Origin of the sequence: Claveliimonas bilis, assembly GCF_030296775.1 — a bacterium.
GTDB classification, from domain to species: Bacteria; Bacillota; Clostridia; order Lachnospirales; family Lachnospiraceae; genus Claveliimonas; species Claveliimonas bilis.
This window is the reverse complement of sequence record NZ_AP027742.1, coordinates 722,262-748,094: the sequence shown is the minus strand read 5'-3', so window position 1 is coordinate 748,094 and position 25,833 is coordinate 722,262. Positions and strand designations below refer to the sequence as shown.

The 25,833-nt window shown below is 40.2% G+C and carries 24 protein-coding genes and 7 pseudogenes; 6 read left to right on the top strand and 25 right to left on the bottom strand.

From position 1 onward, the window contains the following. Window positions 1-116: 116 nt before the first annotated feature. The 3 genes and pseudogenes from R2J37_RS03540 to R2J37_RS03530 form a co-directional block, all read right to left on the bottom strand. The gene (locus R2J37_RS03540; protein WP_316266234.1) at window positions 117-299 is read right to left on the bottom strand and encodes a DUF2935 domain-containing protein; all 183 of its coding nucleotides are present in this window, start codon (window positions 297-299) and stop codon (window positions 117-119) included. Further along, complete coding sequence (locus tag R2J37_RS03535; RefSeq protein WP_316266233.1) at window positions 286-696, bottom strand: DUF2935 domain-containing protein; 411 nt, start codon at window positions 694-696, stop codon at window positions 286-288. Before R2J37_RS03535 ends, R2J37_RS03540 begins: the two co-directional genes overlap by 14 nt. A 433-nt stretch (window positions 697-1,129) precedes the next feature. After that, window positions 1,130-1,545 (bottom strand): annotated as a pseudogene (locus tag R2J37_RS03530) (YjdF family protein). A 314-nt stretch (window positions 1,546-1,859) separates the two neighbouring features. Between R2J37_RS03530 and R2J37_RS15175 the strand changes: the two are divergent. After that, window positions 1,860-2,018, top strand: a pseudogene (locus tag R2J37_RS15175) (DUF3795 domain-containing protein); the annotation flags it as partial. A gap of 71 nt (window positions 2,019-2,089) precedes the next feature. Further along, window positions 2,090-2,872 carry a nucleoside phosphorylase gene (locus R2J37_RS03520; RefSeq protein ID WP_256195969.1) on the top strand — a complete coding sequence of 261 codons (783 nt, stop codon included), beginning with the start codon at window positions 2,090-2,092 and terminating at the stop codon, window positions 2,870-2,872. A 96-nt stretch (window positions 2,873-2,968) separates the two neighbouring features. Here the strand turns inward: R2J37_RS03520 and R2J37_RS03515 are convergent, their stop codons facing one another. Then, the gene (locus tag R2J37_RS03515) at window positions 2,969-4,003 is read right to left on the bottom strand and encodes a helix-turn-helix domain-containing protein (RefSeq protein ID WP_316266232.1); all 1,035 of its coding nucleotides are present in this window, start codon (window positions 4,001-4,003) and stop codon (window positions 2,969-2,971) included. Window positions 4,004-4,252: 249 nt separating this feature from the next. Between R2J37_RS03515 and R2J37_RS03510 the strand changes: the two genes are divergently transcribed. Next, window positions 4,253-4,696 carry a zinc ribbon domain-containing protein gene (locus R2J37_RS03510; protein WP_316266231.1) on the top strand — a complete coding sequence of 148 codons (444 nt, stop codon included), beginning with the start codon at window positions 4,253-4,255 and terminating at the stop codon, window positions 4,694-4,696. Window positions 4,697-4,841: 145 nt separating this feature from the next. On the opposite strand, the gene R2J37_RS03505 is transcribed toward R2J37_RS03510, so the two are convergent. Beyond that, window positions 4,842-5,036 (bottom strand): hypothetical protein, encoded by a 195-nt coding sequence (locus R2J37_RS03505; RefSeq protein ID WP_316266230.1) that lies wholly within the window; start codon window positions 5,034-5,036, stop codon window positions 4,842-4,844. Between the two features lie 188 nt (window positions 5,037-5,224). On the opposite strand from R2J37_RS03505, the pseudogene R2J37_RS03500 reads away from it, so the two are divergent. Continuing rightward, window positions 5,225-6,420 (top strand): annotated as a pseudogene (locus tag R2J37_RS03500) (IS256 family transposase). Between the two features lie 172 nt (window positions 6,421-6,592). On the opposite strand, the gene R2J37_RS03495 reads toward R2J37_RS03500, so the two are convergent. From R2J37_RS03495 to R2J37_RS03415, 17 genes and pseudogenes are all read right to left on the bottom strand, one after another. After that, window positions 6,593-7,417: an anti-sigma-I factor RsgI family protein gene (locus R2J37_RS03495; RefSeq protein WP_316266229.1), complete on the bottom strand. Its 825-nt coding sequence runs from the start codon at window positions 7,415-7,417 to the stop codon at window positions 6,593-6,595. Beyond that, window positions 7,404-7,887 (bottom strand): annotated as a pseudogene (locus R2J37_RS03490) (RNA polymerase sigma factor). The gene R2J37_RS03495 and the pseudogene R2J37_RS03490 overlap by 14 nt, the downstream one beginning before the upstream one ends. 169 nt (window positions 7,888-8,056) lie before the next feature. Beyond that, entirely contained in the window at window positions 8,057-8,611 is a 555-nt protein-coding gene (locus R2J37_RS03485) for a cytidylate kinase-like family protein (protein ID WP_230107553.1), read from the bottom strand. Window positions 8,612-8,811: 200 nt separating this feature from the next. Then, window positions 8,812-9,345: pseudogene (locus tag R2J37_RS03480) on the bottom strand (YczE/YyaS/YitT family protein); the annotation flags it as partial. 2 nt (window positions 9,346-9,347) lie between these two features. Continuing rightward, window positions 9,348-9,776, bottom strand: coding sequence for a MarR family transcriptional regulator (locus R2J37_RS03475; protein WP_230107072.1), 429 nt, complete (start codon window positions 9,774-9,776; stop codon window positions 9,348-9,350). 133 nt (window positions 9,777-9,909) lie between these two features. After that, window positions 9,910-11,109, bottom strand: a complete 1,200-nt coding sequence (locus R2J37_RS03470) for an ATP-binding protein (protein ID WP_230107073.1) — start codon at window positions 11,107-11,109, stop codon at window positions 9,910-9,912. 97 nt (window positions 11,110-11,206) lie between these two features. Then, window positions 11,207-11,923: a response regulator transcription factor gene (locus tag R2J37_RS03465; RefSeq protein WP_230107074.1), complete on the bottom strand. Its 717-nt coding sequence runs from the start codon at window positions 11,921-11,923 to the stop codon at window positions 11,207-11,209. Continuing rightward, window positions 11,916-12,620 (bottom strand): phosphatidylserine decarboxylase, encoded by a 705-nt coding sequence (locus tag R2J37_RS03460; RefSeq protein ID WP_230107075.1) that lies wholly within the window; start codon window positions 12,618-12,620, stop codon window positions 11,916-11,918. The genes R2J37_RS03465 and R2J37_RS03460 overlap by 8 nt, the downstream gene beginning before the upstream one ends. Before the next feature lie 137 nt (window positions 12,621-12,757). Beyond that, complete coding sequence (locus tag R2J37_RS03455) at window positions 12,758-13,396, bottom strand: CDP-alcohol phosphatidyltransferase family protein (protein WP_230107076.1); 639 nt, start codon at window positions 13,394-13,396, stop codon at window positions 12,758-12,760. A gap of 43 nt (window positions 13,397-13,439) precedes the next feature. Continuing rightward, window positions 13,440-14,027: a TVP38/TMEM64 family protein gene (locus tag R2J37_RS03450; RefSeq protein ID WP_230107077.1), complete on the bottom strand. Its 588-nt coding sequence runs from the start codon at window positions 14,025-14,027 to the stop codon at window positions 13,440-13,442. Then, a complete protein-coding gene (locus tag R2J37_RS03445; protein WP_230107078.1) occupies window positions 14,008-15,015 on the bottom strand; it encodes an SGNH/GDSL hydrolase family protein in 1,008 nt (335 codons plus the stop codon). Before R2J37_RS03445 ends, R2J37_RS03450 begins: the two co-directional genes overlap by 20 nt. Next, window positions 15,002-16,591: an MBOAT family O-acyltransferase gene (locus tag R2J37_RS03440; protein ID WP_316266228.1), complete on the bottom strand. Its 1,590-nt coding sequence runs from the start codon at window positions 16,589-16,591 to the stop codon at window positions 15,002-15,004. Before R2J37_RS03440 ends, R2J37_RS03445 begins: the two co-directional genes overlap by 14 nt. Before the next feature lies 1 nt (window position 16,592). Beyond that, a complete protein-coding gene (locus R2J37_RS03435; RefSeq protein ID WP_230107080.1) occupies window positions 16,593-16,820 on the bottom strand; it encodes an acyl carrier protein in 228 nt (75 codons plus the stop codon). Next, complete coding sequence (locus tag R2J37_RS03430; protein WP_316266227.1) at window positions 16,786-18,000, bottom strand: diaminopimelate decarboxylase family protein; 1,215 nt, start codon at window positions 17,998-18,000, stop codon at window positions 16,786-16,788. The genes R2J37_RS03435 and R2J37_RS03430 overlap by 35 nt, the downstream gene beginning before the upstream one ends. 1 nt (window position 18,001) lies before the next feature. Next, window positions 18,002-19,510 carry an amino acid adenylation domain-containing protein gene (locus tag R2J37_RS03425; protein WP_316266226.1) on the bottom strand — a complete coding sequence of 503 codons (1,509 nt, stop codon included), beginning with the start codon at window positions 19,508-19,510 and terminating at the stop codon, window positions 18,002-18,004. 77 nt (window positions 19,511-19,587) lie between these two features. Beyond that, the gene (locus tag R2J37_RS03420; protein WP_316266225.1) at window positions 19,588-20,013 is read right to left on the bottom strand and encodes a hypothetical protein; all 426 of its coding nucleotides are present in this window, start codon (window positions 20,011-20,013) and stop codon (window positions 19,588-19,590) included. A gap of 178 nt (window positions 20,014-20,191) precedes the next feature. Then, entirely contained in the window at window positions 20,192-20,737 is a 546-nt protein-coding gene (locus R2J37_RS03415) for a hypothetical protein (RefSeq protein ID WP_316266224.1), read from the bottom strand. Window positions 20,738-20,927: 190 nt separating this feature from the next. Here R2J37_RS03415 and R2J37_RS03410 point away from each other — a divergent pair. Next, window positions 20,928-21,950 (top strand): annotated as a pseudogene (locus tag R2J37_RS03410) (IS256 family transposase); the annotation flags it as partial. Window positions 21,951-22,082: 132 nt separating this feature from the next. Here R2J37_RS03410 and istB read toward each other — a convergent pair. Both istB and R2J37_RS03400 read right to left on the bottom strand, forming a co-directional pair. Continuing rightward, window positions 22,083-22,886, bottom strand: a complete 804-nt coding sequence (istB, locus tag R2J37_RS03405; RefSeq protein ID WP_316264353.1) for an IS21-like element helper ATPase IstB — start codon at window positions 22,884-22,886, stop codon at window positions 22,083-22,085. Further along, complete coding sequence (locus R2J37_RS03400; protein ID WP_316264354.1) at window positions 22,883-24,457, bottom strand: Mu transposase domain-containing protein; 1,575 nt, start codon at window positions 24,455-24,457, stop codon at window positions 22,883-22,885. Before R2J37_RS03400 ends, istB begins: the two co-directional genes overlap by 4 nt. A gap of 209 nt (window positions 24,458-24,666) precedes the next feature. Here R2J37_RS03400 and R2J37_RS03395 point away from each other — a divergent pair. Next, window positions 24,667-24,855 (top strand): annotated as a pseudogene (locus R2J37_RS03395) (transposase); the annotation flags it as partial. 583 nt (window positions 24,856-25,438) lie between these two features. On the opposite strand, the gene R2J37_RS03390 reads toward R2J37_RS03395, so the two are convergent. Next, window positions 25,439-25,828, bottom strand: a complete 390-nt coding sequence (locus R2J37_RS03390; RefSeq protein ID WP_316266223.1) for a Preprotein translocase subunit SecB — start codon at window positions 25,826-25,828, stop codon at window positions 25,439-25,441. Window positions 25,829-25,833 lie beyond the last annotated feature (5 nt).

Here is a 25,833-nt window from a genome sequence, read left to right as displayed (position 1 = left end):
TTTTTATACTCTTATATGTTTTATCTATATGTGATAATGGAAGAAAGAAAAAATAATAAAACGATAACTACCTTCTGCCTTTAAAGATCCTTCCGCACATTTCCCTGCATCTGCACCTAATAGACTGCTTCAGCACACGAAAGCTTCCCCAGAAGCCGGCAGTAATCCCCCGCAAACGTATCTGCCATTTCCAAAAGTTCGCACTCTGTAGGGTCAAGAAGGACGCGTATAAACAGGGCATGCTCCATCATGATCTGATTCCAGAACAGTTCCGTCTCCCGGATATTATCCAGCGGCATACATCCTGCAGGAAGTCACCTCCCTCAGTATCTGCTTTTTAAACATAATGAGGCCGCTCAACAGCTGCAGAACACGCTGATTCAGCTGGCATATCTGCCATATCATTCTTTCATCTATGTCGCCGGGACAGCCAGGGCGCAGTTTCTCCTCTGCCTGTGTGATCCGTGAATCAATAGGAATCTGCGTGAGCCGCTCTGTCTGCTGTTCCGCTCTCATTGTAAATTCTGTGAAAACTTCTCCGGAACACAGCACATCTTTTCCTGCCATTCCGTCTGAAAGCCGCACTGTCTGCCACAGTATTTTTTCAAATTCTTCCCGGTACCAACTGGCCTTGTTTCTGCACTCCCGCTCCCCTGCCGGAAAAGCCGCCTGAAGGAACAAAGTGTGCTCTTTCATAATTCGTCCAAAGAATAATTAGGTTTCGTTTGTCTTCGTAACTTCGTCACAGAACTTTACGCATCAATCTGCAATAATGTAGATACCAAAAGAAAAGGAGGAATCCACTATGAAATTTCATCTTAACGAACGATTAGTTGAACATATGAAACAAAACGACCGCCAGAACATCCTGATCACCCCGTCCATGTGCCGCACATGAGGCGGCCCCCGCTTAAGCATATCGGCAAGGTTTGTCGATTCAAAACAGACAGATGCTCTGAAAGAGCAAAACTTCCTCAGCTTCCCTCACGAATTTGGAGAAGTCCTGATCCGCCGAACCCCGATGCAGGCAGACGAAACCGTCAGATTAGGGCTCTCCAGATTTTTCAAACAGATTACAGTAGAAGGTATTTATTCGGCATAGATACCAAAAGAAGCACAGGGACAGACATCATCTGCCCCTGTGCTTTTCTTTCTTTTTCTGCTGTTTCAGTTCAAACTTACGTACTTTCTCTGCTTCCCGCCTTTCCCTGCTCACAGTCTTACGTTCCGTTTTCAACTGCTCCTGCTGTAATTTCAAAGCCTGCTGCGATTTTGTGCCTATTCCTTCATTCTGCATCTCTTTTCGCACCTCTCGCTGCAACCGTTTCGGATTACGGCCGGCTTTTCTTACATCAGTTGCCACAGCCGGACTAAATCGCAGATGAACATAATTTTTCAGAACAAACTCGTAGATCTCATAATCTCTCGGCTCCGCTCCAAACGTAACCTTACACGCCGATAGTTTTCCCTCTGAGCTTCGCTCAAAACACCTACCCAAAATGGTTCCTCAAAAAATACGGTCAGCCTGTCTGATACTTTGTCCATGACAAATCCTCCTTAAATAATTGTGATACACAAAGAACGGACGACCCTAAGGAGGGAGGGTTACTTACACCTTACGATGCGGCCGGGCTACCTACCGGCTCTGCAGGAGAAATTCTCCTGCGTTGCGTTTTTATCTTTGTATCCTGAGTTTACCATAATATTGGTCGTCAATCTATAACGATTTCCAGCTTATAACATCTTTGATCCGTGTTTACGGTTTTGCTTGTGCACTGTCATAAATGTGGTAGAATACAGACATAGCTATGATTTACCGGTCTGTCCGATTGGAGGAAGAATATATGGGAGGTCTGTCCATGAAAAATTTTCACCGGAAAAATTTATTATTTTCCCTCTGTGGACTAAACTGCGGCTTATGCCCTATGAATCTGAACCATTATTGTTCCGGCTGTGGCTGCGAAGATGGTAACCAGACCTGTGCCATAGCAAAATGCAGTCTGCAGCACGGGAAGATATATCCTTAAAGCTTCGCAAGAAAAGGTAACTGTATCTATCTGATTTTATACTATCTAAGGGGGAATAAGAAATGGAACACACGAAAAAAACTGTCACTGTATTTGAAAAAACCGAAATTTCTGAACCAGCTTTATTCAGCCCGTCCGATACCACAAAAAGGATAGAAAATTTTCCCGAAATATGTGTCTCCACATTTTCTGAAGCAATCATTCAAAAATTTTCTTCCTTAAATACTGCTGTAAAAATAGCTGAACTTTATACCGCAAACGGCATGATCCCGGTCTACAAAATCCGCTATAAGGATACAGAGATTGCTTTTTATCTGTCCAGAGTCGGCGCGCCTGCATGCGTCGTTGGTTTTGAAGAAGTTGTTGCCATGGGCGCAAAAAAATTTGTTCTGTTTGGCTCCTGCGGCGTATTGGATGACGACAAAGTGAAGGATCGGATCATCGTTCCCGTTTCCGCCGTTCGTGATGAAGGAACAAGCTATCACTATGTGGCTCCTTCTCCGGAAATTGAAGCTGATTCCCATTCCATTCAGATATTAGAAAACGTCCTGAAAAACTGCGGTTACCCCTATGTAAAAGGCAAAACATGGACTTCAGATGCCATTTACAGAGAAACGATTCCCACCATTCAGGAGCGCCGTAGGGAAGGCTGTCTTGCAGCGGAAATGGAATGCGCTTCCATGCTGGCAGTCTCAAAATACCGGCAGATCCCATTTATCCAGTTTTTATATGGAGCGGACAATCTTAGTTCTGATAAATGGGAAATCCGGGATCTTAATCTGTATGGCCTTACCAATGCGGAAAAATACATGGTCCTGGCTTTTGAATGCGGACTGGCTTTGTAGATTTTCCTATTGGATAAAAAACAGACCTCAAAGGACGAATCTTTTAAGGTCTGTTTTTACATTATCCTCTCTGTACAAAATACTGTAAATATCCGGTTACTGTTTTACCAGTCTCTGCCATCTTTCATCATCTTTTAAAAATCCATAACTTTCCTCATCCCGGAAAGATTTCAATAGATTTTTCTTCATTTCTACAATAAAATCTTCTTCTACTTCCTTAAATTTCATATGCTCATAAAGAGGGGCTTTTCTGAAACTTCCTATTTGTTCCACACAGGAAAGGATTTGTTCCATTATATCTATCACCGTGTCTGCATCTTTTTCCAATACCGCAAGATCAAGGCCGCTTGAAACCTCATAATATTTCCCCATTTCAAAACATTTTGCCAATTCCCTTTGCTTCTCTACCAGCATATGCGCTCTTTTTTTGTCATCGTCCTGTATTGCAAGCATATACATTCCATGCAGCTCCATACTGGCTCTTTGAAAATCTGAAAATAAAAGTTCCTCATATGCTTTATAAGCTTCTTCTATCCGATCCGTTTCAGCATAAATCTGTGCCTGTTTCCTTTTCCGTTCCGGATTTTGAATCGAAAAATACTCCAGATATTTTTCCGCCATATCATACTGCTTTTTCCGCATGTAAAATCCTACCAGCGCATCCGCCGCCCTGATCCGGATTGTTTCATCAGCGCTGTTTAACACACGAGTATACAAAGAGCAGAAATAGTCATCATATTCCGCTTCTTTCGGAATTTCCCGTACAAGGCGCTGTGCATCAAAGATCACTGCAAAATTCAGAATTAACTCCTCACAATTTGGATATTCTTCCAGTTTTTTCTTTGCCCACTGAAGTACTTCCTCATATGGTTCATTTTTTAATTTTTGATCTGCTTCACGAATCATTCCTGTTATCTCCTCTGCGGTCAATTCTTCACGGAAGGACAGCAATGTATCCAGCGAGATTCCCAGCAGTCTGGCGATGGGCGCCAGGAGGGTAATATCCGGATAAGAATTTTCATTCTCCCACTTATTGACTGCCGGTGCTGTCACTCCCAACCGCCCTGCCATTTCTTCCTGTGTCAGATTTCTGATCTTTCTGTATTTCCTGATCACTTTTCCTAATGACATATGAACATCTCCCTTGTTTTGATTTGCATCGGCCTTTGCTGATTCCATCATATCAAACATGGGTAACGTCCACAACTGAACCTCTGTTAAGTAATATTCAAAAAAATTAACGGTTGCTCATGTTTTGGTTGATAGATACCTGTACATATGCAATGGATTTCTTTGCCATTTTGCAGCAACTGCGAGTTGCTTGCAGGAACTACAACATAAGTCTATACTGTAAACAGTACAATTTCAGGAGGAAGTTACATGGAAACACAGGATATTCTTAAAAATCTGCGCGAGAAAAATCATCTTACACAAGAAGAAATGGCAACACGCATACATGTCACCAGACAAGCTGTCAGTCGTTGGGAAACAGGCGATACACTGCCGAATACAGAAACCTTAAAATTGTTATCACGAGAGTTTAATGTCTCAATCAATACGCTTCTTGGCTCGCCAAGACAGCTTATCTGTCAATGCTGCGGAATGCCGTTAAATGAAGATGATTTGATCAGCCGTGAATCTGATGGAAGCTATAATGAAGATTATTGCAAATGGTGTTATGCAGACGGCAAATTTGCATATGAATCAAAAGAATCTTTACTGGATTATTTAGTCAGCCATATGCCAAATCCTGATCATTTGGATAGCGAAACCAGACGGAGCCAATTTGATTCTTTTCTTTCACAGTTAGCACATTGGAAATGATGCTATAGCATTATACCTTTTCTTAGGTAATCCAGGTTACCATTTCGTTAAGCAGCTTGGATTACCCGAAAGATTATACTCAAAATACATGCAGCCCAAAGATGCGATTCTCACTATTTGTTTTTTACTCATTTACACATTTCTATTACCACTTAAAAATATCCATTGTGTATTTCAAATCTTGCCCTATAAGCATTGATAATGCATCAACAAATTTAGGTACTATTTCATCATAGTATTTTGTGTCTGTCTTTAAATAATTACTTACACTTGTAGTCAGTTTATTCTTATATGCCATCTGATATGAATCCGCAACAACCTTAATAATATCTACAATCATTTTCTCTAATTTTTCATCAAAATCATTTCCTTTATAATTTGATATATATTTACCATAATTGAATGGAACAGCCTTGATAACGTATAATTAATTTCGCAAAATCAATTTCATAAAAATAGACATGGTCTATAGCCGTTTGGTAAAATTAAGTCACCACAACCAAATCTATCAAAGGAGGCTATCGAACCATGTCTGATAAGATTATACAACTAAATGAGGACTTAATAAAGCACGATTTAAAGGATCTTGTCCGTAACAGTGTCGAAGAAACTTTAAACGCCCTGCTCGATAAGGAAGCTGACGAATTAGTCAACGCTAAAAGTATGAGCGTTCCTCTAATCGTCAGGGATATCGTTCCGGTCATTATAAGCGGAATCTCCATACTACCGCTGGGGAAGTGGAGCTGAAAGTTCCAAAACTCAAAGGCATTCCTTTTGAAACTGCAATCATTGAAAGATATCGCCGCAGAGAATCCTCCGTGGAAGAAGCTCTGATCGAAATGTATCTGGCAGGTGTTTCCGTCCGCCGTGTGGAGGATATCACCGAAGCCTTATGGGGAACGAAAATCTCTCCTGGCACCATCAGTAACCTGAATAAAAAGGCTTATGAGCATATCGAAACCTGGCGTACCCGTCCGCTTTCCGGGGACTACCCCTATGTTTACGTAGATGGTGTCTACTTGAAACGCAGCTGGGGCGGTGAAATCCAGAATGTTTCCATCCTCGTTGCTATTGGAGTCAGTCAGGATGGCTGCCGTGAAATCCTTGGCGCTGCGGAAGGTATGAAAGAGGATCGTGAAAGCTGGCGTTCTTTCTTCGTGTGGCTGAAAGAACGCGGGCTTACTGGTGTACGTTTGATCATTGGCGATAAAAATCTTGGCATGCTTGAAACCATTCCGGAAGTCTTTCCAGATGCCAGATATCAACGTTGTACGGTTCATTTTTACAGAAATATATTTTCTGTCACACCTCGTAACAAGATGAAAGCGGTAGCTCTTATGCTCAAGGCAATCCATGCACAGGAGAGTAAAGAAGCTGCTCGTGAAAAAGCGCTCCAGATATCGGAAAAACTCCAGTCTATGAAGCTTGCCAAAGCCGCCAAAAAGGTGGAGGATGGAATCGAGGAAACCTTGACCTATATGGATTTTCCCACACAGCATTGGAGCCGGATTCGGACCAATAACACGATTGAGCGTCTCAATCGTGAAATTAAACGCCGTACAAAAGCCATCGGTGCTTTTCCCGATGGACAGAGTGCCTTGATGCTCGTATGTGCCAGACTGCGTCATGTAGCAGCAACCAGCTGGGGAGCTAGACGCTATATGAATATGGATCATCTTTTCAAACCAGAAGAGAATCTGCTGTCTGATATCATAGCCGGCTGACTACCGGCTGCTAAACGGCTAGGTTTTGATTTTGCGAAAAACTATTGACACTATCATATTTACTGCTGCTGAATTGTCCTGGAACCATAAAGAATCCCTCTTGTTTTTATCTATCATTGCTTATAAAAATCTTCACATAAAAAGGCAGGTACCTCAAATACCTGCCCTGCAACTACTGCTTCCTATTCTTCTGCCCTTTAGCGGTTCCATTCTCATTGGCGTTTCCCTGTCCATTTTTCTGTCCGTTTCCTTGCCCGTTTTCTCGTCCGCTTCCTTTCCCATTTCCTTGCCCTTTTCCATAGTCAGCAGAACTAGAATTCGCGCCAGACTGCTCCTCAATCATATCTCTGATTTCTCTCATAGTAAGATCACGTATATCATCTACTGTAATTTCTGGATTCATTTCATGCAATTCAAGGTATGCACGATATTTTCCAAAAGAAATTCCGGCTAAATGTGCCTCTTCAACCTCTGCTTGATCCACCATGCAATAAATATTTTCTATATCTATACCCGTTTCATCAGAGATACATTCTCTCATTTTCTCTGCATTCTTTTCCCAACCACTTGTCACTGTAATCTCCAGAAGTTCATCTGAAGCAATACAGGATTTTATTTGCTCATTATCCAATATACTATTCACTGCATCTGCATAATTCGAATGATTGACAGACAATTCATCTGCAAGTGCGACACCGTCAGCATTATAGCCTTTCACATCAATCACTTTTCCATATATATTAACCTGCAGTTCAACAGATGGATTGACATCAATGCTAATTGCCGCTGCCGGTATTGTATAAGAAAAATATCCTCCAGCCGCCAACACTAAGGTTAATATACAAGCTGCCGCTGTAGCAAACCTGCGCACACTTCTTTGTCTTGTTTTCCCAAAACTTTCCATATGATGATAAATTGCAGTTCTAGTATTTTCTTTTAGAGAATCGTCGGCATGAATCTGTTCAAACGCCGCTTTAACTTTGTTATCCAATTTCATAGCCTCCCAACTTTTCTTTCAGTTTTTCTCTGCTACGTGCCAGCAACGTATATATGGTGTTAACATTCTTCCCAAGCATTTCACCAATCTCTACCGCTGAATACCCTTCGTAATAGTACAAATATACTACATCTTTATATTTCTGCGGCAAAGTCAGAACTGCTTCCAGTACCTCTCTATAATCCTCTTTCTGTTCATCCGAAAGTGAAACAACTTCTTCAAGTGATATCGTTTTCCTTCGAAAAATGCTTTTCATAAAATCTTTACATTGATTTATCGTTACCCGGATCATCCACGCCTTTTCATGTTCCTTACTTTCAAATAAAATGGAACTAAGGGCATATTTCAAAAAGACCTCCTGAAAGATTATCCTCAGTATCAGAGCTATTCTTTAAATGCAATACACAAATTCTCTTTACGGTATCCGCATACAGATCAATGGCTTGATTTACTTCCTGTTCGCTCCGCATATTTCTCTCCTAACTGGTCTTTGTAAAACATCCAACCAAATTTTTGATTTCATACAAACCTCCGCCTAGCATCGGTATACAATTACGCGTTCACTAATAATACGATCCTAAAAAACTAATCCTTTCATTTTCCCAAAAATTTTTTAGCTTTTTTATGTGCCTTCTACATTTACGAATTCATATGCTTTATATTCATCATCTCTGTTATAACTGTAATAGCGTATGCTTCCCCAATTGAAGAATCCAGGGTAAGATCATAATTTTGTGCGTGCCCCCATATGCGATGTGTATAATAAGCATAATTATCAGAACGGCGCCTGTCCATTTTATGTATCTTTCGAAGTGCCTCCTCTTCTGTAAGGTTCTCTAATTTCATGATGCGCTTTTTACGCACTTCTTCAGGGGCATGCAAAAAAACTTTCAATGTATTGGGGCGGTTACGAAGTACATAGTCTGCACAGCGGCCAATAATAACACAACGCCCTTTTGCTGCAAGATCACGGATTACCTTTCCCTCAGATTCAAAAATTTCATCTCGCGGGGATTCTTTCGTATCCGAATAAATGTACATCTGATTCATCAGATCATACAAAAAGCTATTGCTCATATTTTCCTCTTTATTCCGAATAAATTCCGGATCATATCCGGTAGAACCGGCTGCCATCTGGATAATTTCATTGTCATAAAAGTGATATCCCAATTTCTCTGCAAGTGCTTTTCCGATATCATGTCCCCCACTTCCAAATTGGCGGCCAATAACAATAACCGGAAGCTCTGCTGCATCGCCTTTTCCCCATCACTACTTTCGACTTGTTTTTGAGATTTTCCAAATAACATCTCTTCAAGGAACGATAACTTTCTCCCAAACAAACGGGCAATAAAACCTACAAGAAGAGCAGCTATGATCGTACCTTCTCTGACTCCGTCTAGACGATGGGCAAATAAAAAAGAAAGTCCTGCCGCTATAACGGTAAGGGATACATCAAATGCAACTTTCGTAGTCCCAAATTCTGTTTTCCATGTGGAAGAGACAGCCCGAACAAAGGATTCTCCTGGAAGCATAGCTACATTAGCCAGCACTTCTGTATATACACCAAATCCTAAAATCAGACAGCCAATAAGAAGATACAGAATACAGGAGATATAGTTACTTGGTTCCACAAAGAAGAGCATCACCATTGTCAAGTCAATAAAATATCCAAACAAAATGGAAATCGGAATTTGGAGCAGGTGCTCTGCCTTAAAATTGCAGCGCAATATTAAAAACTGCAGCAAGATCAGTAATAAACTAAAAGCAATTGTAAACTGTCCCAAAGTAAACGGGAAATTTAAGCTAAGCACATATGGGATTGACGAAATGGGGGATGTACCCAGATTCGCTTTCGTAATCAGGCTGACACCCAATGAATTAATAAACAGTCCGATCAAAAATACAGTATAACGCTTGAGTTTTTCCATGATTATGCTTCCTTTCCAACCATTGTATTATGATAAATTTTTATGAAAAGTTCCATAAGGATTGTACGTTCTTCATCTGAAAGTCCACAGAAAGCCTGTTCCTCCAGTTCCATAAAAGCTTCCGCAACAGCGTGGGCCTGCTTTTTCCCTTTATCAGTCATAAAAACATAATAACTCCTCCGGTTTCCATTCATCATGCGCCGTTCCACCAAACCATTTTCTTCCATACGGTTTAACAAAGTAGTCAGTGTCCCAGGTTCAATATGGCATCCACATGCAATATCTTTCTGCCCTGCCCCATCATGAGTCTGCAGATAGTCCAGAATTTTAGGCTGCCCGATGGTCAGTCCCAATCCTTTTAGTTTTATTAAAAGTTCTTTTTGGAACATAGAATGTTGTGCCATAACAAGATAATGGAATGAAAAATCCATATACGATTCTCTCCTTTCTACTATTTAAAAAACGTAAAAAATAATTTGAATTCAAATTATTAGAATTCAAATTATTTTCAATATCTATCATATATTATTTTGAAAAAAATTGTCAAGCAAAAAATATTCCGATTTACTTTTCTACACAAGGGAACAATAAAATTAATCGAAAGTATCCTTCCTTTTCTTCTACAATACATTTACCCCCCATTTTTTGCATCATGTTTTTTATATTCTGTATTCCAATGCCAGTGCTCTCTGGTTTTTCTTCCAAATTCCGAATCTTGTTTTCAAAGAAAAATCCAGCCATACTTCCTTCTTCCACTGAACAAATTTTCACTGGTTCAGAACGATCCGCATATTTTTCAATATTCGATGTCACATTATCCAAAATTCGCATAATATAATCTGTTGAAATCCGCAGCAGACCATCTATCCATTTAACCTGAAATATGACCCGAAACCCTTGCTGTTCCAAATAACTACAAGTATCAGAAAACAGATCATAAAATAAAACTTCATACTGCTCCAACTCCTCCAGTTCAATTTCTCTCTCCCCGGCAATTATGGAATACTCAAAAAGGTGATCTGTCAACTGCTTCATTCGTTTGGCTTTTTGTTCTATCTTATTTAGATATGCAAAAAGCTGCTCTTTACTTTTGTATTTCCCTTGTTTTAAAATTTCTGTATACAACATTATGGATGTTACAGGAGTTCTTAAATCATGAGACATTTCCGTTACGATTCTCTGATTTTCTTGTGTCATTTCGGCTTCTTGCCGAATAAGATTTCGAAAAGAAATCCTCATACTGTCCAATCCCTCCGCTAATGCGGTCAGCTCATCTTTTCCCTTTATCGTAATCTTATATTCCAGACTTCCTCCCTCTAAAAGCTCAATCTCTTCACTAAGTTTTCGTATATAATCTATTTTTTTTCGAATTCCCAGAAGAACAAATACAAGAAAAAATATAAATGAGATACCCAGCTCTCCTATTATAACATAATTATAAAGCTGATAGGTGTAAGCTCCCGTAATCGTAACTTCTGCTGTTCCATCTGCAAAATTAACCTGATAGTAGCTTTCCCATGCATAGCCTTCTACTGTAATCTCTTCTTCCCATATTTCCTCGCCCGGATATTCAGAGTTATATACCTGTATATCGTCTTTATATACCTGAATAAACAATAACTGCTGTTTTTTTACCCATTCATTTAATTTGTGTGTGTCTCTGGTAGCAATCTGCTCTTGATTTACATATTCCTGAAGATCGTCTACATATTCTTGATTTTTCTTTTCAATATAATCTGTCTCTTGTAAATAACGTTCAATCACATACTCTCCGGTAAAATCAAAAACAAAAAATATAACTACTGCCCCAAATGTTGCAATAAGCAATAAACGTAAAAGCTGTGTATAAATTGAATTTCTCCTATTCGTTTCCCACGTCAAACTTATACCCCTTTCCCCATACGGTTTTAATGTACTTTGGAAACTTTGGATCCTCTTCTACCTTTACCCTAAGTTTTCGAATATGTACCATAACAGTACTGTTACAGGAATAAAAATATGGCTCATTCCACACATTTTCATAAATATTCTGTGCAGAAAATATTTTTTTTGGATGACGCATCATAAGAAGAAGCATATTATATTCAATATCTGACATCTCTTTTTCCACACCATTCACATACACCTCATTAAATGATTCATGTATCCGAATACCTTGGATTTCCAGATAAGGCTCCTCTTTTTCTGTCTTTCCCCCATTCCTTCCCATATAAATGTTGTAACGTCTCATCAGTGCCTTTACCCTTCCTAGAAGCTCGGCATAGGAAAATGGTTTTGGCAAATAGTCATCTCCACCTGCTATTAAACCAATCAATTTGTCTGATTCCTGTGCTTTTGCTGTAAGAAACAATACAGGAACATTGGAAATCTTACGAATTTCTTCACAAGTCCTTAATCCGGACATACCTGGCATCATAATATCTAATATCACCAGATCTATATTCTCATCCAGGAGTTCCAGTCCTTTTCTTCCATTTTCTGCCTCTATGACTTTATAATTTTCACTCTCTAATAAAATACGAATCCCTTCTCGAATATCCGCATCATCTTCCACTATCAATACTCGCTCTTTATTCATTTCCTGGCTTCCCCCCTTCTTCTAGAAAACTTCCTATCTTTTCTCCCATATGAACTTCTATTTCTTGTTTTCGACGGAACTGATCCTGTATTATTTTTTCAATTTCTATTCGGTTTTTCTCTAACAATACCACAATCGTAGATCCCCCAAACTCAAAATAACCTTTTTCTTGTCCTTGTACTATTTTAGTTTCTCCTGGATAGTTATGAATTTTCCCAACGAGAAGCGCTCCAATCTCCATTTGTACCACACGTCCAAAATAGTCTGCTTGTATTTCTGTATGCTCCCGGCTATTTTCCAAAAAAACTGGAACGGATGTATAAGCAACTGGACGCACGCAATGGAGCTTCCCTTCTATCTTCCTAACTCTTTTTCTTGAACCATTACAAATATAGCAGTATCTATGATAATGTTTAGGGGTCAGCCGAAATATCAAGCACTTGCCTCCTTTGAAATGTTCTGCTAATTCCTTGTCTTTAAGCAATTGTATCAAATTATATTCTATATGCTTTATTCGATAAATACTATCCTTGTCAACAGGATATATACTTAAAAATCCATCACATGGACTAATCAAATGTCCTGGTGTAATATCGATTTGCTCTACGCATCGCTTACGTATAAAAAAATCATTGAAAGACTCGTATCTCTTTTTTTCATATTCCTGTAAATTAATCCGGTTTCTCCTTACAAACAAAGGGATAAGCCACCTGGAAATCCGGGAATTGAGAAATACTCCTACTTTCTTCGACACCCGTGGCTGTACCACTATTTTTAAAATACTTCTTCCCGGAACTGTGTGGTATAAAAATCGGATCAGTAAGGTATCTCTATTCATACGTCTAATCCCAATCCTAATAATAAAATAGCAAATTCTATGATTCCCGTAAATAAAATCCCTATTTTCCCCGCCATATATGGCTTTTTTATTTTAAAAGGCAGTACAAATGCCACAGCCATCATAATAAGCGCTATCTGCATCACTGCCGTGCAGTCCAGTTCACTTTGTATCACATAACAAGCTGGAATAAAAATTGCAGCGGCAGTCACTGGAAGTCCCAGATACCATGTCCGCTTTCCTCCTTCTATTTCCTGCCTTTCCTCTTCCATTACATTAAAATATGCCAACCGAATCAGTGCAGATAATACATAAAAACCGGATACAAAAAAAGCCATGTAATTCTTGCCGCTGATGCTATACACGAACAATGCAGGAAGTACCCCAAAACAGATCAGATCACTAAGGGAATCGATCTGGATCCCAAATCGTTTTTCTCGTCTATTTCTTTGCTTTGTTGATGCAACGGTCCCATCAAACATATCACACATTCCTGAAATCATCAGACAGATGGATGCCTCTCTGTATTTTCCTTCCATAATGAACACAATTCCTGTAAAGCCTATAAATATGCCTATATAGGTGAGGATAACCGTATAATCATAGTACCCGCATATCTTTTTTCTTTCTTCCATCTCTTTTTATCCTTTCCCGTCAGCTTTCAATACCTCTTTTCTTTTAAATAGTAATGACGCCAGAAAATATAAGGCTATAAGCTAATATGCACCAGGGTTTTCCCAAAATAATAATTGTTGTAAATTTTCTGGTGCTCATATTTGTAACTCCAGTAAAATAGCAAAAATAATCATCCGGAAACAAGGGTAATATCATACCAAGCAACAGAATGGTGGTATAGGATTTACTTTTAGCCGCCCAGTTTGCCCACTTCTGATAGCGTTCTCCTGGAAACAAATGAGTAACCAGCCCTTGTCCATATCTCCGCGCCAATAAAAATGCAGCAAGAGAGCCTAAACTGATTCCAATGTAGTTGCACCAAAATCCTCCCATCCATCCAAACATAACTGCTCCCACAATGCATCCGAAAAATCCCGGAAGTACAGGCAGTACTACCTGTGCTGCCTGAATGGCTGTCAGTACCAGCGGCGCCATTATGCCAAACCCGGCTACATACTCACGTAGAGTTTCTACTGAATGGAACTTTCCGTCCAGATATGCTTTAAACAGCAATGCACAAAGCACTAAACATATGAGAAGAAGCATTCCTGTCATGCCTTTTCCCCATTCTTCAATTCGCTTTCTTCTCATTTATATTCATCTCTTTCAAATGCGCTTCTGATTTTTCTATATAATCTTTTTCTGCCTTCTGCCATCCCACATATCTTTTTTCATTCCTCCGATCAGGAAGATCATACCGTGTACTTAAATATTCTCCAAGATATTGTGACACTTTCTTTGCACCTGACAAATTCAAGTGATCCCCCTTATCTAAACTGTCGGTTGCCCAATCTGTTCCTACTTCTTCAAGTTTTAAATTCATATCCAGATATTCCAAATCATGTTCTTTCGCATAAGCCGCAATACTGTTATGTCTTGAATAATTGTAGTTCAATGGTGATGGTGTACTGACAAGGAGCAATTTTGTCCTGTTTTTCTCGCACAATTTTATAATACTTTCCATATATTCTATTACTGCATCCGGCATCTGCACTTTCTGTTCTGTTTCAAACATATATGCACCTTTTTCATATGGCTGTACAGCACATCGGAAAGCAAATCCTTTATAATTTTCTTCCGGATACTCTTTATCTATTACGAAAGATTTCCAGATATCATGTCCTCTAAAAACCGAAATATAATGAGTCCCCCACTCTTCCAGGTTTTCTTTCAGGTTCGTCAGGCCATTTTCCATGGCTCCCCGAAACATGGTATTAGTTTCCAGAATAACCAGTTTAGGGGACTGTGATGCAAAAGCAGTTTCAAGAACATGGTACGTTTCCTGTATCCTCTGCCCTGGCTGCCCACATACATAAGCTGTAATCCCTTGATCCTTCCATAGTTCCAGTGGAGATATGGCTGAATAACTTAGGCTGTCCCCCACTACAATCACATCAATACTGTCTCTTGGTTCCCTCAAAATCCGAAAAATACTTTTATTTCTGCTATGTACGAGATTATCATTTTCAATAAATGCCTGTTCTATTTTTTCTGATACGCCCATTAAAATCCCAATTAAAATTGCAAAAAACACAATGGTTTTTGCCACTCTTTTTCCAATGCTTTTAAAATCCTGCATAAATCATATCCACCTGCTGATATCCAATTCCATAAGCTCCAAAAATTATAATAGCCAAAATAAGCGCGTAATAAATCGCCCATCTGACTGGAAGATGTAATTTCCCCATTCCTTCCTCCAGCAAATTCTTTTCTTTTATGATTCCAACTACAGCTACAACTATGCAACCTATCAGGATGGCCATATAATCTGCCTTATCCAGCCCTAAATTCAACAATGTCCCATCCCATAATCTCTGTACCTCAAAATTCTGGAACATGCTTCGAAACATCCGAACTCCTGCACGCAGACCATTTGCCCTGAAAAATAATTCCCCGGTAAAAATGATGACCCATGTTTTCATGATCTGCATCGTTCGATAATAAAAAGCCTGTTCATTAAGATGCAATAGCCTCACTGTTTTCATTCGTACCGGTTCCAATGCAATTCCTGCAAGAAGAATAGTAAAATAGTACATTCCATAAAAAATGTAACTCCATTTAGCACCATGCCATAGGCCGTTACACAGCCAAACCGGAAACAGACAAAAGGCTGAAACACCCAGTTTTGTTATGTATTTACCTAAATGGGCTTTTCCAAATTTATTCCATTTCTTTACAAGCACCGATACGGACACTGGATAAAAAATGTAAGTTTTGAACCACACTCCCAGTGTAATGTGCCATCTCCGCCAAAACTCCGCCGCATTTCTGGAAGCAAAAGGCTGACAAAAATTTTCCGGAAGAACCACTCCAAACATCCTGCCGCTCCCAATGATGATATCCATACAGCCCGAAAATTCCATATAGAGCTGCACTGTATAAGCTACTGCCGCAACTGCAATCATAACGCCATGATAGTTTTCATAATGCTCAAAAACCGCCTGTACCAATATAAAGAGCCGGTCAGCAATGATCATCTTCTTAAACAGTCCCCACAAAATCCTGACACTTCCTTTGGACAGGTTCTCTCCTTTAAGAGGATTTCCTTCCCATAGCCTATCTGCCGTCTGGGAATACATACTGATCGGACCTTCCATAATCTGCGGAAAGAACCCCAGAAACAAAGCAATTTTCCCCGGAGGCTGCTCCAAGCCATTGATTTTCCCCCAATAAACATCTACCATATATCCAATGGCCTGTAATGTATAAAAGGAAATCCCTATTGGAAGAATGAGCACTTTTGCCTGCAGTGCGAACTCACTTCCTGCTGTCTCAAGCACACGATTCACATTTTGTGCAAAGAAATTATAATATTTGAGATAAAGCAACGCCGATAACAGCAGGATAATACCTCCTGCCAGTATCATTTTCTCCCGCCTTTTATACTGTTTCTTTATCTGATTACGCTCTTCTCCCGGCGCTTCTGATACAGCTATTTTACATTCAAGTTTTACTGAAGATATCCATACGCCTATATAGTGGGTAACTAATGTTGTTCCTATTAGATAGAGAACCAATTTTCCACTGATGCTCCAGAAAAATATATAACCGGAAAGTACCAAAGTTACCCACCGTACCTTTTCCGGCGTCAGTTGATAAGCAAGAAGTACCGCTGGAAGAAAGAGGAATAAATATATTGACGTATGATATGCCATATCAATTCTCCTTCAATCTCTGCACCATATCCCATATAGCATTTACCGAATTAAGATTTTCAGGACGCATCTCTGAAGCTTCTATTTCAATATCAAATGCATCTTCCAGTTCTGATATAAGAGAAATAACACCAAATGAATCCAGAATCTTGCTATCAATCAATGCGCTTTCATTTTTCCAATCAATACTGTCATCAATTTCCATTAAAATATTCATTAAAGTTTCCATTATAACTCTCCTTTTCCATATTCCACTCGTATGTTTCATATTTGGTCCTTACCAATTTCCATCCCGTTTCCCTGCTATAAAGTGCAATCTGCGGCAATTCATGACTTAAGAAAAGGGCCATGCCCTCCGTCATTGCATAGGCACCAGCCCGCTCAAAAATCAATACACTTCCCACTTGCAGCCCTGCAATTTCTGCTTTTTGCATCAATATGTCATTTATCGTACATAAAGACCCGCATACAATGTATTCCTGCTTAGAGCCGCCTTCGTCCCCTGGACTTACCTGAAAATTGGGGCAATACATTCCTTTGATCTGTCCGTCATAATTAATCTGATGGATTCCGCCGTCCACGATGCAATAATTCTTCCCATTATTTTGCTTTATATCTTTTACGCTGGTCAGATAATACCCGCATTTTGCTGCAAGGGCACGTCCCATTTCCAACACAATATTTCCACGCCATTTCATATTCCGGATGGCGTCTGCCATTATGCTGATATCTTCTCCTAACATGTCCTTATGACCCTGAAAGTATGAGACAGAAATTCCGGGACCATATTCCAACTCTTCTATCGGCAATCCGGATGCTTCCACCTCTCTTAAGAAGCTGTCCAGATATTCCAATTCCTTCTTCACCTTCTCCATGGTCTTTTTCTGCGTCCCTGAAAAATAATGAATTCCCCTGATTCTAAGGAATGGACATTGGTGCCTTATAGAAATCATCTTCCATATCCCCTTTTCATCCATTCCAAACTGATTCCCACTTGTCAGTCTAAGATATACTTGGATTTCTTCTTTGTTTTCCTTGCACCATTCCTTAAATATCTGAAATTGATCCGGTGATTCAACGGTATAAAAACAACCGCCCCGATAATAAGTAAGAATTTCAAGAATATCTTCTTTTTTCTTCAGTACACCTGATATCAGTATTTTCTTAGCATCGATTCCTAGTTTCCGGCAAATTTCAAATTCTCCCATAGAACAAACTTCAATCCTGTCAACTACTTCTGCCATTTGCTTTGTCAGAAACGGATTCGCTTTCATAGCAAAACAGATATCGGCACTCCCCTGCAGTTTTTGTCGAAAAAGCTCTGCCGATTCTTGCATTTCATCTATATTAAATACATAAAGCGGCGTACCATATTTGGCAATTCCTTGTTCTAATATTTTTTTGTCCATTTCATTCCCCCAATTTCTGCCGGAAAAAGCTCCGATCCGTTTTCCCGTTTTTGTTTAGCGGCATTGAATCCGTTTTTACAATTTTATGGGGAATCATATAGACCGGAAGTTTGTGCTTCATCTTCTCTTTGATCTCATCCGTATTGATGTTCCCCAGATAAAATGCTACCAGCCGGTTTCTTTTTTCATCCATTAAGCATACTGCTCTGTCCAGTCCGCTGATTTGTTCCATTACACATTCAATCTCTTCCAACTCGATCCTATGTCCCATATGTTTGATCTGGAAGTCTTTTCGTCCGGAAAAATAAAGTTCCCCATCTTTCCCGTAATAACCCAAATCGCCGGTTTTATAGCATCGGCTCTGCCCTTCTTCATTCTTTGGATAGAGTATAAACTTTTTCTTTGTTTCCTCTGCATTATGGTAATATCCTTCTGACAAGGATTCACCGGAAACACAAATTTCCCCGGTTTCCCCAAAAGCCGTGATTTCTTTTTCATTTCCATCCAAAAGAAATACTTTTCTGCCTGGAAATGCTCTGCCGATAGGAATTTTCTCTCCATCCGGAATCATTTCTTCCACTCGATAGTATGTGCAATTACAGGTAACTTCTGTAGGACCATACAGATTAACAAATTCTGCCCAAGGCAGGGCCGACTGCCACATTCGAAGCTGCTTCACCGGCATAACCTCGCCACTGAAAAGTATCTTCTTTACTGTATGGGGAATTTTATAAGAAAGTCCTTTTAATACCGCTACAAGGCTAAGCGCCGATACCGCCCATATAAGGACAGTCACTTCTTTTTCACACAGATAATCCAGTAAAACCGGAGGGGTAGAAAATATTTCCTTTGGAAGGAGAACTAATGTTGCTCCAGTAAACATACTCGTATAAATGTCTTTTACCGAAACATCAAAGTCAAATGGCGCCTGATTGCCAATTTTGTCATATACTGTAAAATCAAATATCCGTACAAAATGGGAAATAAAATCTATAGCCGCCCGGTGGCTTACCACAATCCCTTTCGGAGTTCCGGTAGAACCAGAAGTAAAGATTCCATACAATATATCCGTATCTTTACTACGTTCCCGTATTCCCCGCAGTAATTCCCAGTCTTCCCTCTCCAACATACCAATTTCTATCCGATAAGTATCTCCCTTATAATCTGTCTGCTTTAATATTTCTTCGGTTGTTTCATTGATTACAATAAGCTCCGGTTCCAGTACGTTTAAAATTTCTTGTATTCTCTTTGCCGGCTGCGAAGGATCGATCACTACATAAAACCCTCCTGCATATATACTTCCAAACATAGCCGCCAGTGTAATGGCTCTTTTCTCCGCCAGAATAGCCACCGGTTTCCCTGGGGAGATCCTTTTTGCAAATGCTGTACCCATTTTTCGGGATATTTCCCCCAGTTCCCTCCACGTAAATACAAACTTTCCATCATCGACTGCCGTATGATGGGGATACATCATTTCCGTTTTTTCTAAATATTCCAGAATATTCCACATATTATAATCCTTTCAGAAAAATGGACTGCACGTCTTCATACAGCCCATTTATAAGTAATTATTCTTTTTGTCTTTTGTTACTGAACTGTTTTTTTGGAATTTTGTGTACTGTTATTATTCTTTGTGCTCTTCTTCGTAGTATCCTTTTTGGTAGTATTCTTCTTCTCGGCCTTCTTTTCTGTAGTATCTTTTTTATCTGTGCTGTCTTTTTTATCAGAATCCGTTGTCTTTTTCTGATCCTTTTCGGCGGAATTCTGTTTCTTAGCTGCATCTGTCTTCTCTTTCTTTTTGGATTTGGAAGAAGAACTCTTGTTAGTACTTTTATTGTCCTTTGTATCCGTCTTCTTATCCGTTGACTGCTCTGTTTTTGAAGCGGGAGAATCCGCTTTCTTATCTTTTCCCTGGCATGCTACCATACCCATGGCCATTACACCAATTGTACAAAACACAACTCCTTTCTTAATAATTCCCTTCCATGTTTTTTTCTGTAAATCATTCATCATTTGTCTGCTCCTTTTTGCAAATTTCAAAAGCTGTTTTCTTTTGATAGGTTCATTATGGCAGTCATATCTTAATGGTTCCTAAATGAATTCTAAACAATTCTAAAAGCCTTATTTTGAATATAAAAAAGTCCTTCACCGCTTGATGAAGGACGAAATATTCACAAATAAATTTATGTTATTACTGATTGACTAACTTCTGCCACCTCTTATTATCTTTTAAAAATCCGTAGTTTTCTTCATCCTGAAAACATTTCTTGAGATTTTCTTTCAAATTTGAAATGAAATCTTCTTTTACCTCTTTAAAGTCCAGATGTTCATATAAAATCGATTTTCTGAAATCTCCTATTTGTTCTACACTTGAAAGCATTTCTTCCATCACATAGATAACAGAATCAGCATCTTTTTCAATCGTTGCAATTTCAAGTTCACTCGATATTTCATAGTATTTTCCCATTTCAAAGCATCTGGCCAGCTCCTTTTGCTTATCTGCTAACCAACGCGCTTTTTTTCTGTTATTATCCTGTAGCGCAAGCATATACATTCCATGCAATTCCATGCTTGATCTCTGAAAATCAGAAAACAGAAGTTCCTCATACGCTTTATACGCTTCCCTGATTCGACCTGTTTCAGCATAAATCTGTGCCTGTTTTCTTTTTCTTTCTGGATTCTGAACAGAAAAATATTCCAAATATTTCTCTGCTTTATCATACTGTCTTTTTCTCATATAAAATCCAACTAACAGATCGGCAGCCCTAATTCGGATTGTTTCATCTGAACTATTTAATGCACGGATATACAAAGGATAACGTATAATTAATTTCGCAAAATCAATTTCATAAAAATAGACATGGTCTATAGCCGTTTGGTAAAATTAAGTCACCACAACCAAATCTATCAAAGGAGGCTATCGAACCATGTCTGATAAGATTATACAACTAAATGAGGACTTAATAAAGCACGATTTAAAGGATCTTGTCCGTAACAGTGTCGAAGAAACTTTAAACGCCCTGCTCGATAAGGAAGCTGACGAATTAGTCAACGCTGAAAAGTATGAGCGTTCCTCTAATCGTCAGGGATATCGTTCCGGTCATTATAAGCGGAATCTCCATACTACCGCTGGGGAAGTGGAGCTGAAAGTTCCAAAACTCAAAGGCATTCCTTTTGAAACTGCAATCATTGAAAGATATCGCCGCAGAGAATCCTCCGTGGAAGAAGCTCTGATCGAAATGTATCTGGCAGGTGTTTCCGTCCGCCGTGTGGAGGATATCACCGAAGCCTTATGGGGAACGAAAGTCTCTCCTGGCACCATCAGTAACCTGAATAAAAAGGCTTATGAGCATATCGAAACCTGGCGTACCCGTCCGCTTTCCGGGGACTACCCCTATGTTTACGTAGATGGTGTCTACTTGAAACGCAGCTGGGGCGGTGAAATCCAGAATGTTTCCATCCTCGTTGCTATTGGAGTCAGTCAGGATGGCTGCCGTGAAATCCTTGGCGCTGCGGAAGGTATGAAAGAGGATCGTGAAAGCTGGCGTTCTTTCTTCGTGTGGCTGAAAGAACGCGGGCTTACTGGTGTACGTTTGATCATTGGCGATAAAAATCTTGGCATGCTTGAAACCATTCCGGAAGTCTTTCCAGATGCCAGATATCAACGTTGTACGGTTCATTTTTACAGAAATATATTTTCTGTCACACCTCGTAACAAGATGAAAGCGGTAGCTCTTATGCTCAAGGCAATCCATGCACAGGAGAGTAAAGAAGCTGCTCGTGAAAAAGCGCTCCAGATATCGGAAAAACTCCAGTCTATGAAGCTTGCCAAAGCCGCCAAAAAGGTGGAGGATGGAATTGAGGAAACCTTGACCTATATGGATTTTCCCACACAGCATTGGAGCCGGATTCGGACCAATAACACGATTGAGCGTCTCAATCTGCAAATGTCAACCACTTTTTTACATTGTTAGGTAAGATGTTTTTTACACCGTATGGTAAGGAGTTTTTTACATCCCTTAGTAAGCAGATTTTTACATCGTAAGGTAAGCACTTTTTTACTTTACCCGGTAAGCAGTTTTTTACATCCCTGTTTCTCCCTGTGGGTAAAGGTCAGGGTGCTTCAGCCGGTACGATTCCCCGCGGAAAGAGTAACACTTGGCATGGTGCAGGATCCGATCCAGCATTGCAGTGGTAAGTACCGGATCCCCCATCATCTCAGCCCAGTCAACGATCTCTTTGTTGGTGGTAAAGATGATAGAACTGGTTTCATAGGTATCACTGATAAATGTGAAAAATCTGTTTGCCTGTCCGCGGCTGATCGGTGTGTAGCCGATCTCATCAATTATGACAAGCTGTGCTTTCTTGATATTTTTGAGCCGGAATCCGGCTGCACGCTCTGTCTCTGCGGTATCAAGGATCTTGATCAGACTGGTCATCTTCTCAAAACATACAGTATAGCCGCTGTTGACAGCCTGCAGACCAAGGCCACAGGCAACCATGGTCTTGCCGAGGCCCGGAGGCCCCGCAAAGACAAGGTTTCCGCAGTTGTCCAGCCAGGACAGTTCTTTCAAAACGGAGAGCTGTGCGTGGGTGATACCTGACTCCAGCTCTTCCGGATCAAACTCTTCCAGCGGCCGGATATTTGGTGGAAAATGCGCCGCGGAATAGTTACGCTTCCGACGCCGTTCATTCCGCCCTTTGACTTCGGTCTCAAGAACGGCCAGAAGAAATTCCCTGCAGGAGGAGTCCTGCAGATCCGCAGTTTCCAGAAGATCCGGAAGCATGCGCGCCGCGTGCTTTAAGGTAAATGTTTCGAGCAACGCTGTGAGCCGCTGTACAGGGATATGGCCGGTATCCATACTTTTTAAGATTTCACGGTTCATCGAGCAGCAGCCTCCTTCCTTTCTGTGCGTTCCTGAAAGGCTTTTGCATAAACAGAAAGATCCGTGTAGCTGACACTGCCGGATGGAACCTGGGCACGGCAGTCGTCTGTGGTCAGTTCCCGGCCGGCTTTTGCAAGACTGTAAACAACTTTAAACTGTGAGAACTGATACCGGTATTTCTGGCAGCATTCCTTCATCACCTGCGCTACCAGGGATTTATCCGGATTCTCAGAATCAAGGAACTGTTCAATTGCCCGAAGCTGTTTGGAGATATGCCGTGGATTTTCCTTTTTCACACCATTGATGAAGTGCTGGAAGTCATAGCAGTTCCATTTCCCACGGAGACGCTCCATGATCTCGATCCAGTCTCCGGAGTCCTGTTTCCGGTGTTCCGGGAGCTGATTAACACTTCCCTTCCTCTCGCTGAGATTATGGGAACAGATATAGTTCAGCTGGTCATCATAAATGTGGATCTTCCCACTGACAACTTTGAACTGTACCGTTTTGAAAGCATAATCACGTGGAACCGAATACCTGCATGATTTATACAGGACGTAAGGTATTGCCGCGATTTCATAAGTGCGGAATGTATTCGGAGATGTTTCATACACGGATGGAAGAAGAGGCCGCATGGCTGACCTTTCAATGCTGTCGTAGACTGCTTTTGGGACCCGTAAGGTAGAACGGTGGATCCGCTGGTTCTTGCGTTCCAGCCATCCGGGCAGGGAACGCCATACATCATCGATACAGGTGACCTTCCGCGCACTGAAGAAGTTTTTCTTCACGAACCCGACAGAGTTTTCGATAGGTCCCTTGCTTTCCGGATCCGCTTTATTACACACCCAGAGCCGGATATCCTGTTCAGTACAGAAATCTTCAAAGGTCCTGGTCTTGATGACTTCACCATAGGTTTCACTGGCGACAAACACGGCGTCCTGGTCAATGACCAGTTCTTTAGGACGCCCTCCAAGCCTGCAGAAACTACGGTAGATCGCCTTACAGGCCTCTTCCGAGTTATACTTGTGATCCTGTGCATAGACGCATAAAAAACGGCTATAACGCAGCAAAAGGCACATGAAATGGATATGCGTTGTTTTTGAGAGAGTCTCCTCACCGAAGTCAATCAGCATCTGTTCTCCGGGCGGGGTGTCAAAAACATAATCATAGATACGGCGGTGCTCAGGCTCCCTGTTGATCTGTCCGGAATCCTCAAGATAATGGATGTAGTTCCGGAGCGTCTGTTGGTTCCCGGGAAGTTTCTCATAGTCTCCGTTTTCGATGAATTTTTCTTCCAGAACATCGTAAACTGATGACATACAGAACGTTTTTCCGCTGTTTGTTTCAAGGATCCTGATAATCGTACTGCGGAAAGGTTCCGCATCAAAGGTTTTCGGTTTTGCGAGCTTAGCGCCGGGATCATCCGGGAGCACATCCATGTCATAATACTTGCTGATTGTGGGCCGGCTGGGAGGCTTGCGTCCCTGCGCTTCATAGTATCTGATAATATCAGCTTTTGTGTAACCTTGCAGTTTTAAATCCTGTATTTCCTGCATTTTTGTTTTTGTCAGCATAAAGGTCTCCTCTCTTGTGTACTGCTTACAGTATACAAAATCGGATGAACTGCTGACTCCTCCTGTGATAAAACTCGCCGCAGAGGATGTAAAAAAGTTCTTACCGGACGGTGTAAAGAACTTCTTACCAACTCATGTAAAAAACTCCTTACCGCGTCATGTAAAAAACTCCTTACCCTGTGGCTGTAAAATCACCTTACCACGCACATCTCAATCGTGAAATTAAACGCCGTACAAAAGCCATCGGTGCTTTTCCCGATGGACAGAGTGCCTTGATGCTCGTATGTGCCAGACTGCGTCATGTAGCAGCAACCAGCTGGGGAGCTAGACGCTATATGAATATGGATCATCTTTTCAAACCAGAAGAGAATCTGCTGTCTGATATCATAGCCGGCTGACTACCGGCTGCTAAACGGCTAGGTTTTGATTTTGCGAAAAACTATTGACACTATCTATCATCCAATAAATTCCCGTAGTAGTATCCTCAAAACAATAATAATGTGGTCTATTGCCTGCCTTATTTCCCTTGATATACGGATCAGGCATATCTTCAAAAAATCTGTCCTTTATGGTATAGAATCCTGTTTTCCTCATTCGTTCCATCCTCTCTACCGAAACATGAAAAAAGTCCCTCGCCTTTCGGCGAAGGACTAAACTTACAACTCAACCATTTATATACCACATATCGGTCAGTGGTAAACTTTATTTGTACTAATATACTGCTAAGCACAAAGCGGAAAGTCAATAGAACTATCCATTAAAATTATATACTGTTTATACAAAATTATTCGAACTCGCAAAACAAAATCTAGTTCTATACAGTTTTGTATAGGAGATTTGGTTCTATTTGATTTTATTTGTTTCCAACTTTCATGTCTCTACGGTCTTTTTCTGCTAGTGTTATCAATCTGTTATCAAAAAATTGTTATCAGTATAATATACTACCATTTTGATAAGCAGACTATTACCCAACTATTAAACTTACTTTTCCAACATTGCATTTATATTAAAAGGCGGAAGAACAACACTATCTGTATCTGGCTGTGCTGTTAGTAATGTCAATTCACTTCTCAGATACGGCATCATAATTGCAACTGCATTTTTATTTATTAAATTGTGAACCATTTCATCGTTCACTGAATCTTCCTTTTCAACTTTAAAGAAACCTGATAAACTAATGATCAGATTATATTCTTCTTTTTTTTCTCCTTTCAATACAAGCGTTACTCTGTGCACACTGTCCTCACCAATTCCAATTTGAACTTGTAATTCAAAGGTTAATTCATTTTTGTTTTTAAATCCCTTTCTATCAAATTCAATTTTATCAAACACCAGTTTCTGTAAAGTCAATAAACTATTATAATTTTTCATCGTCT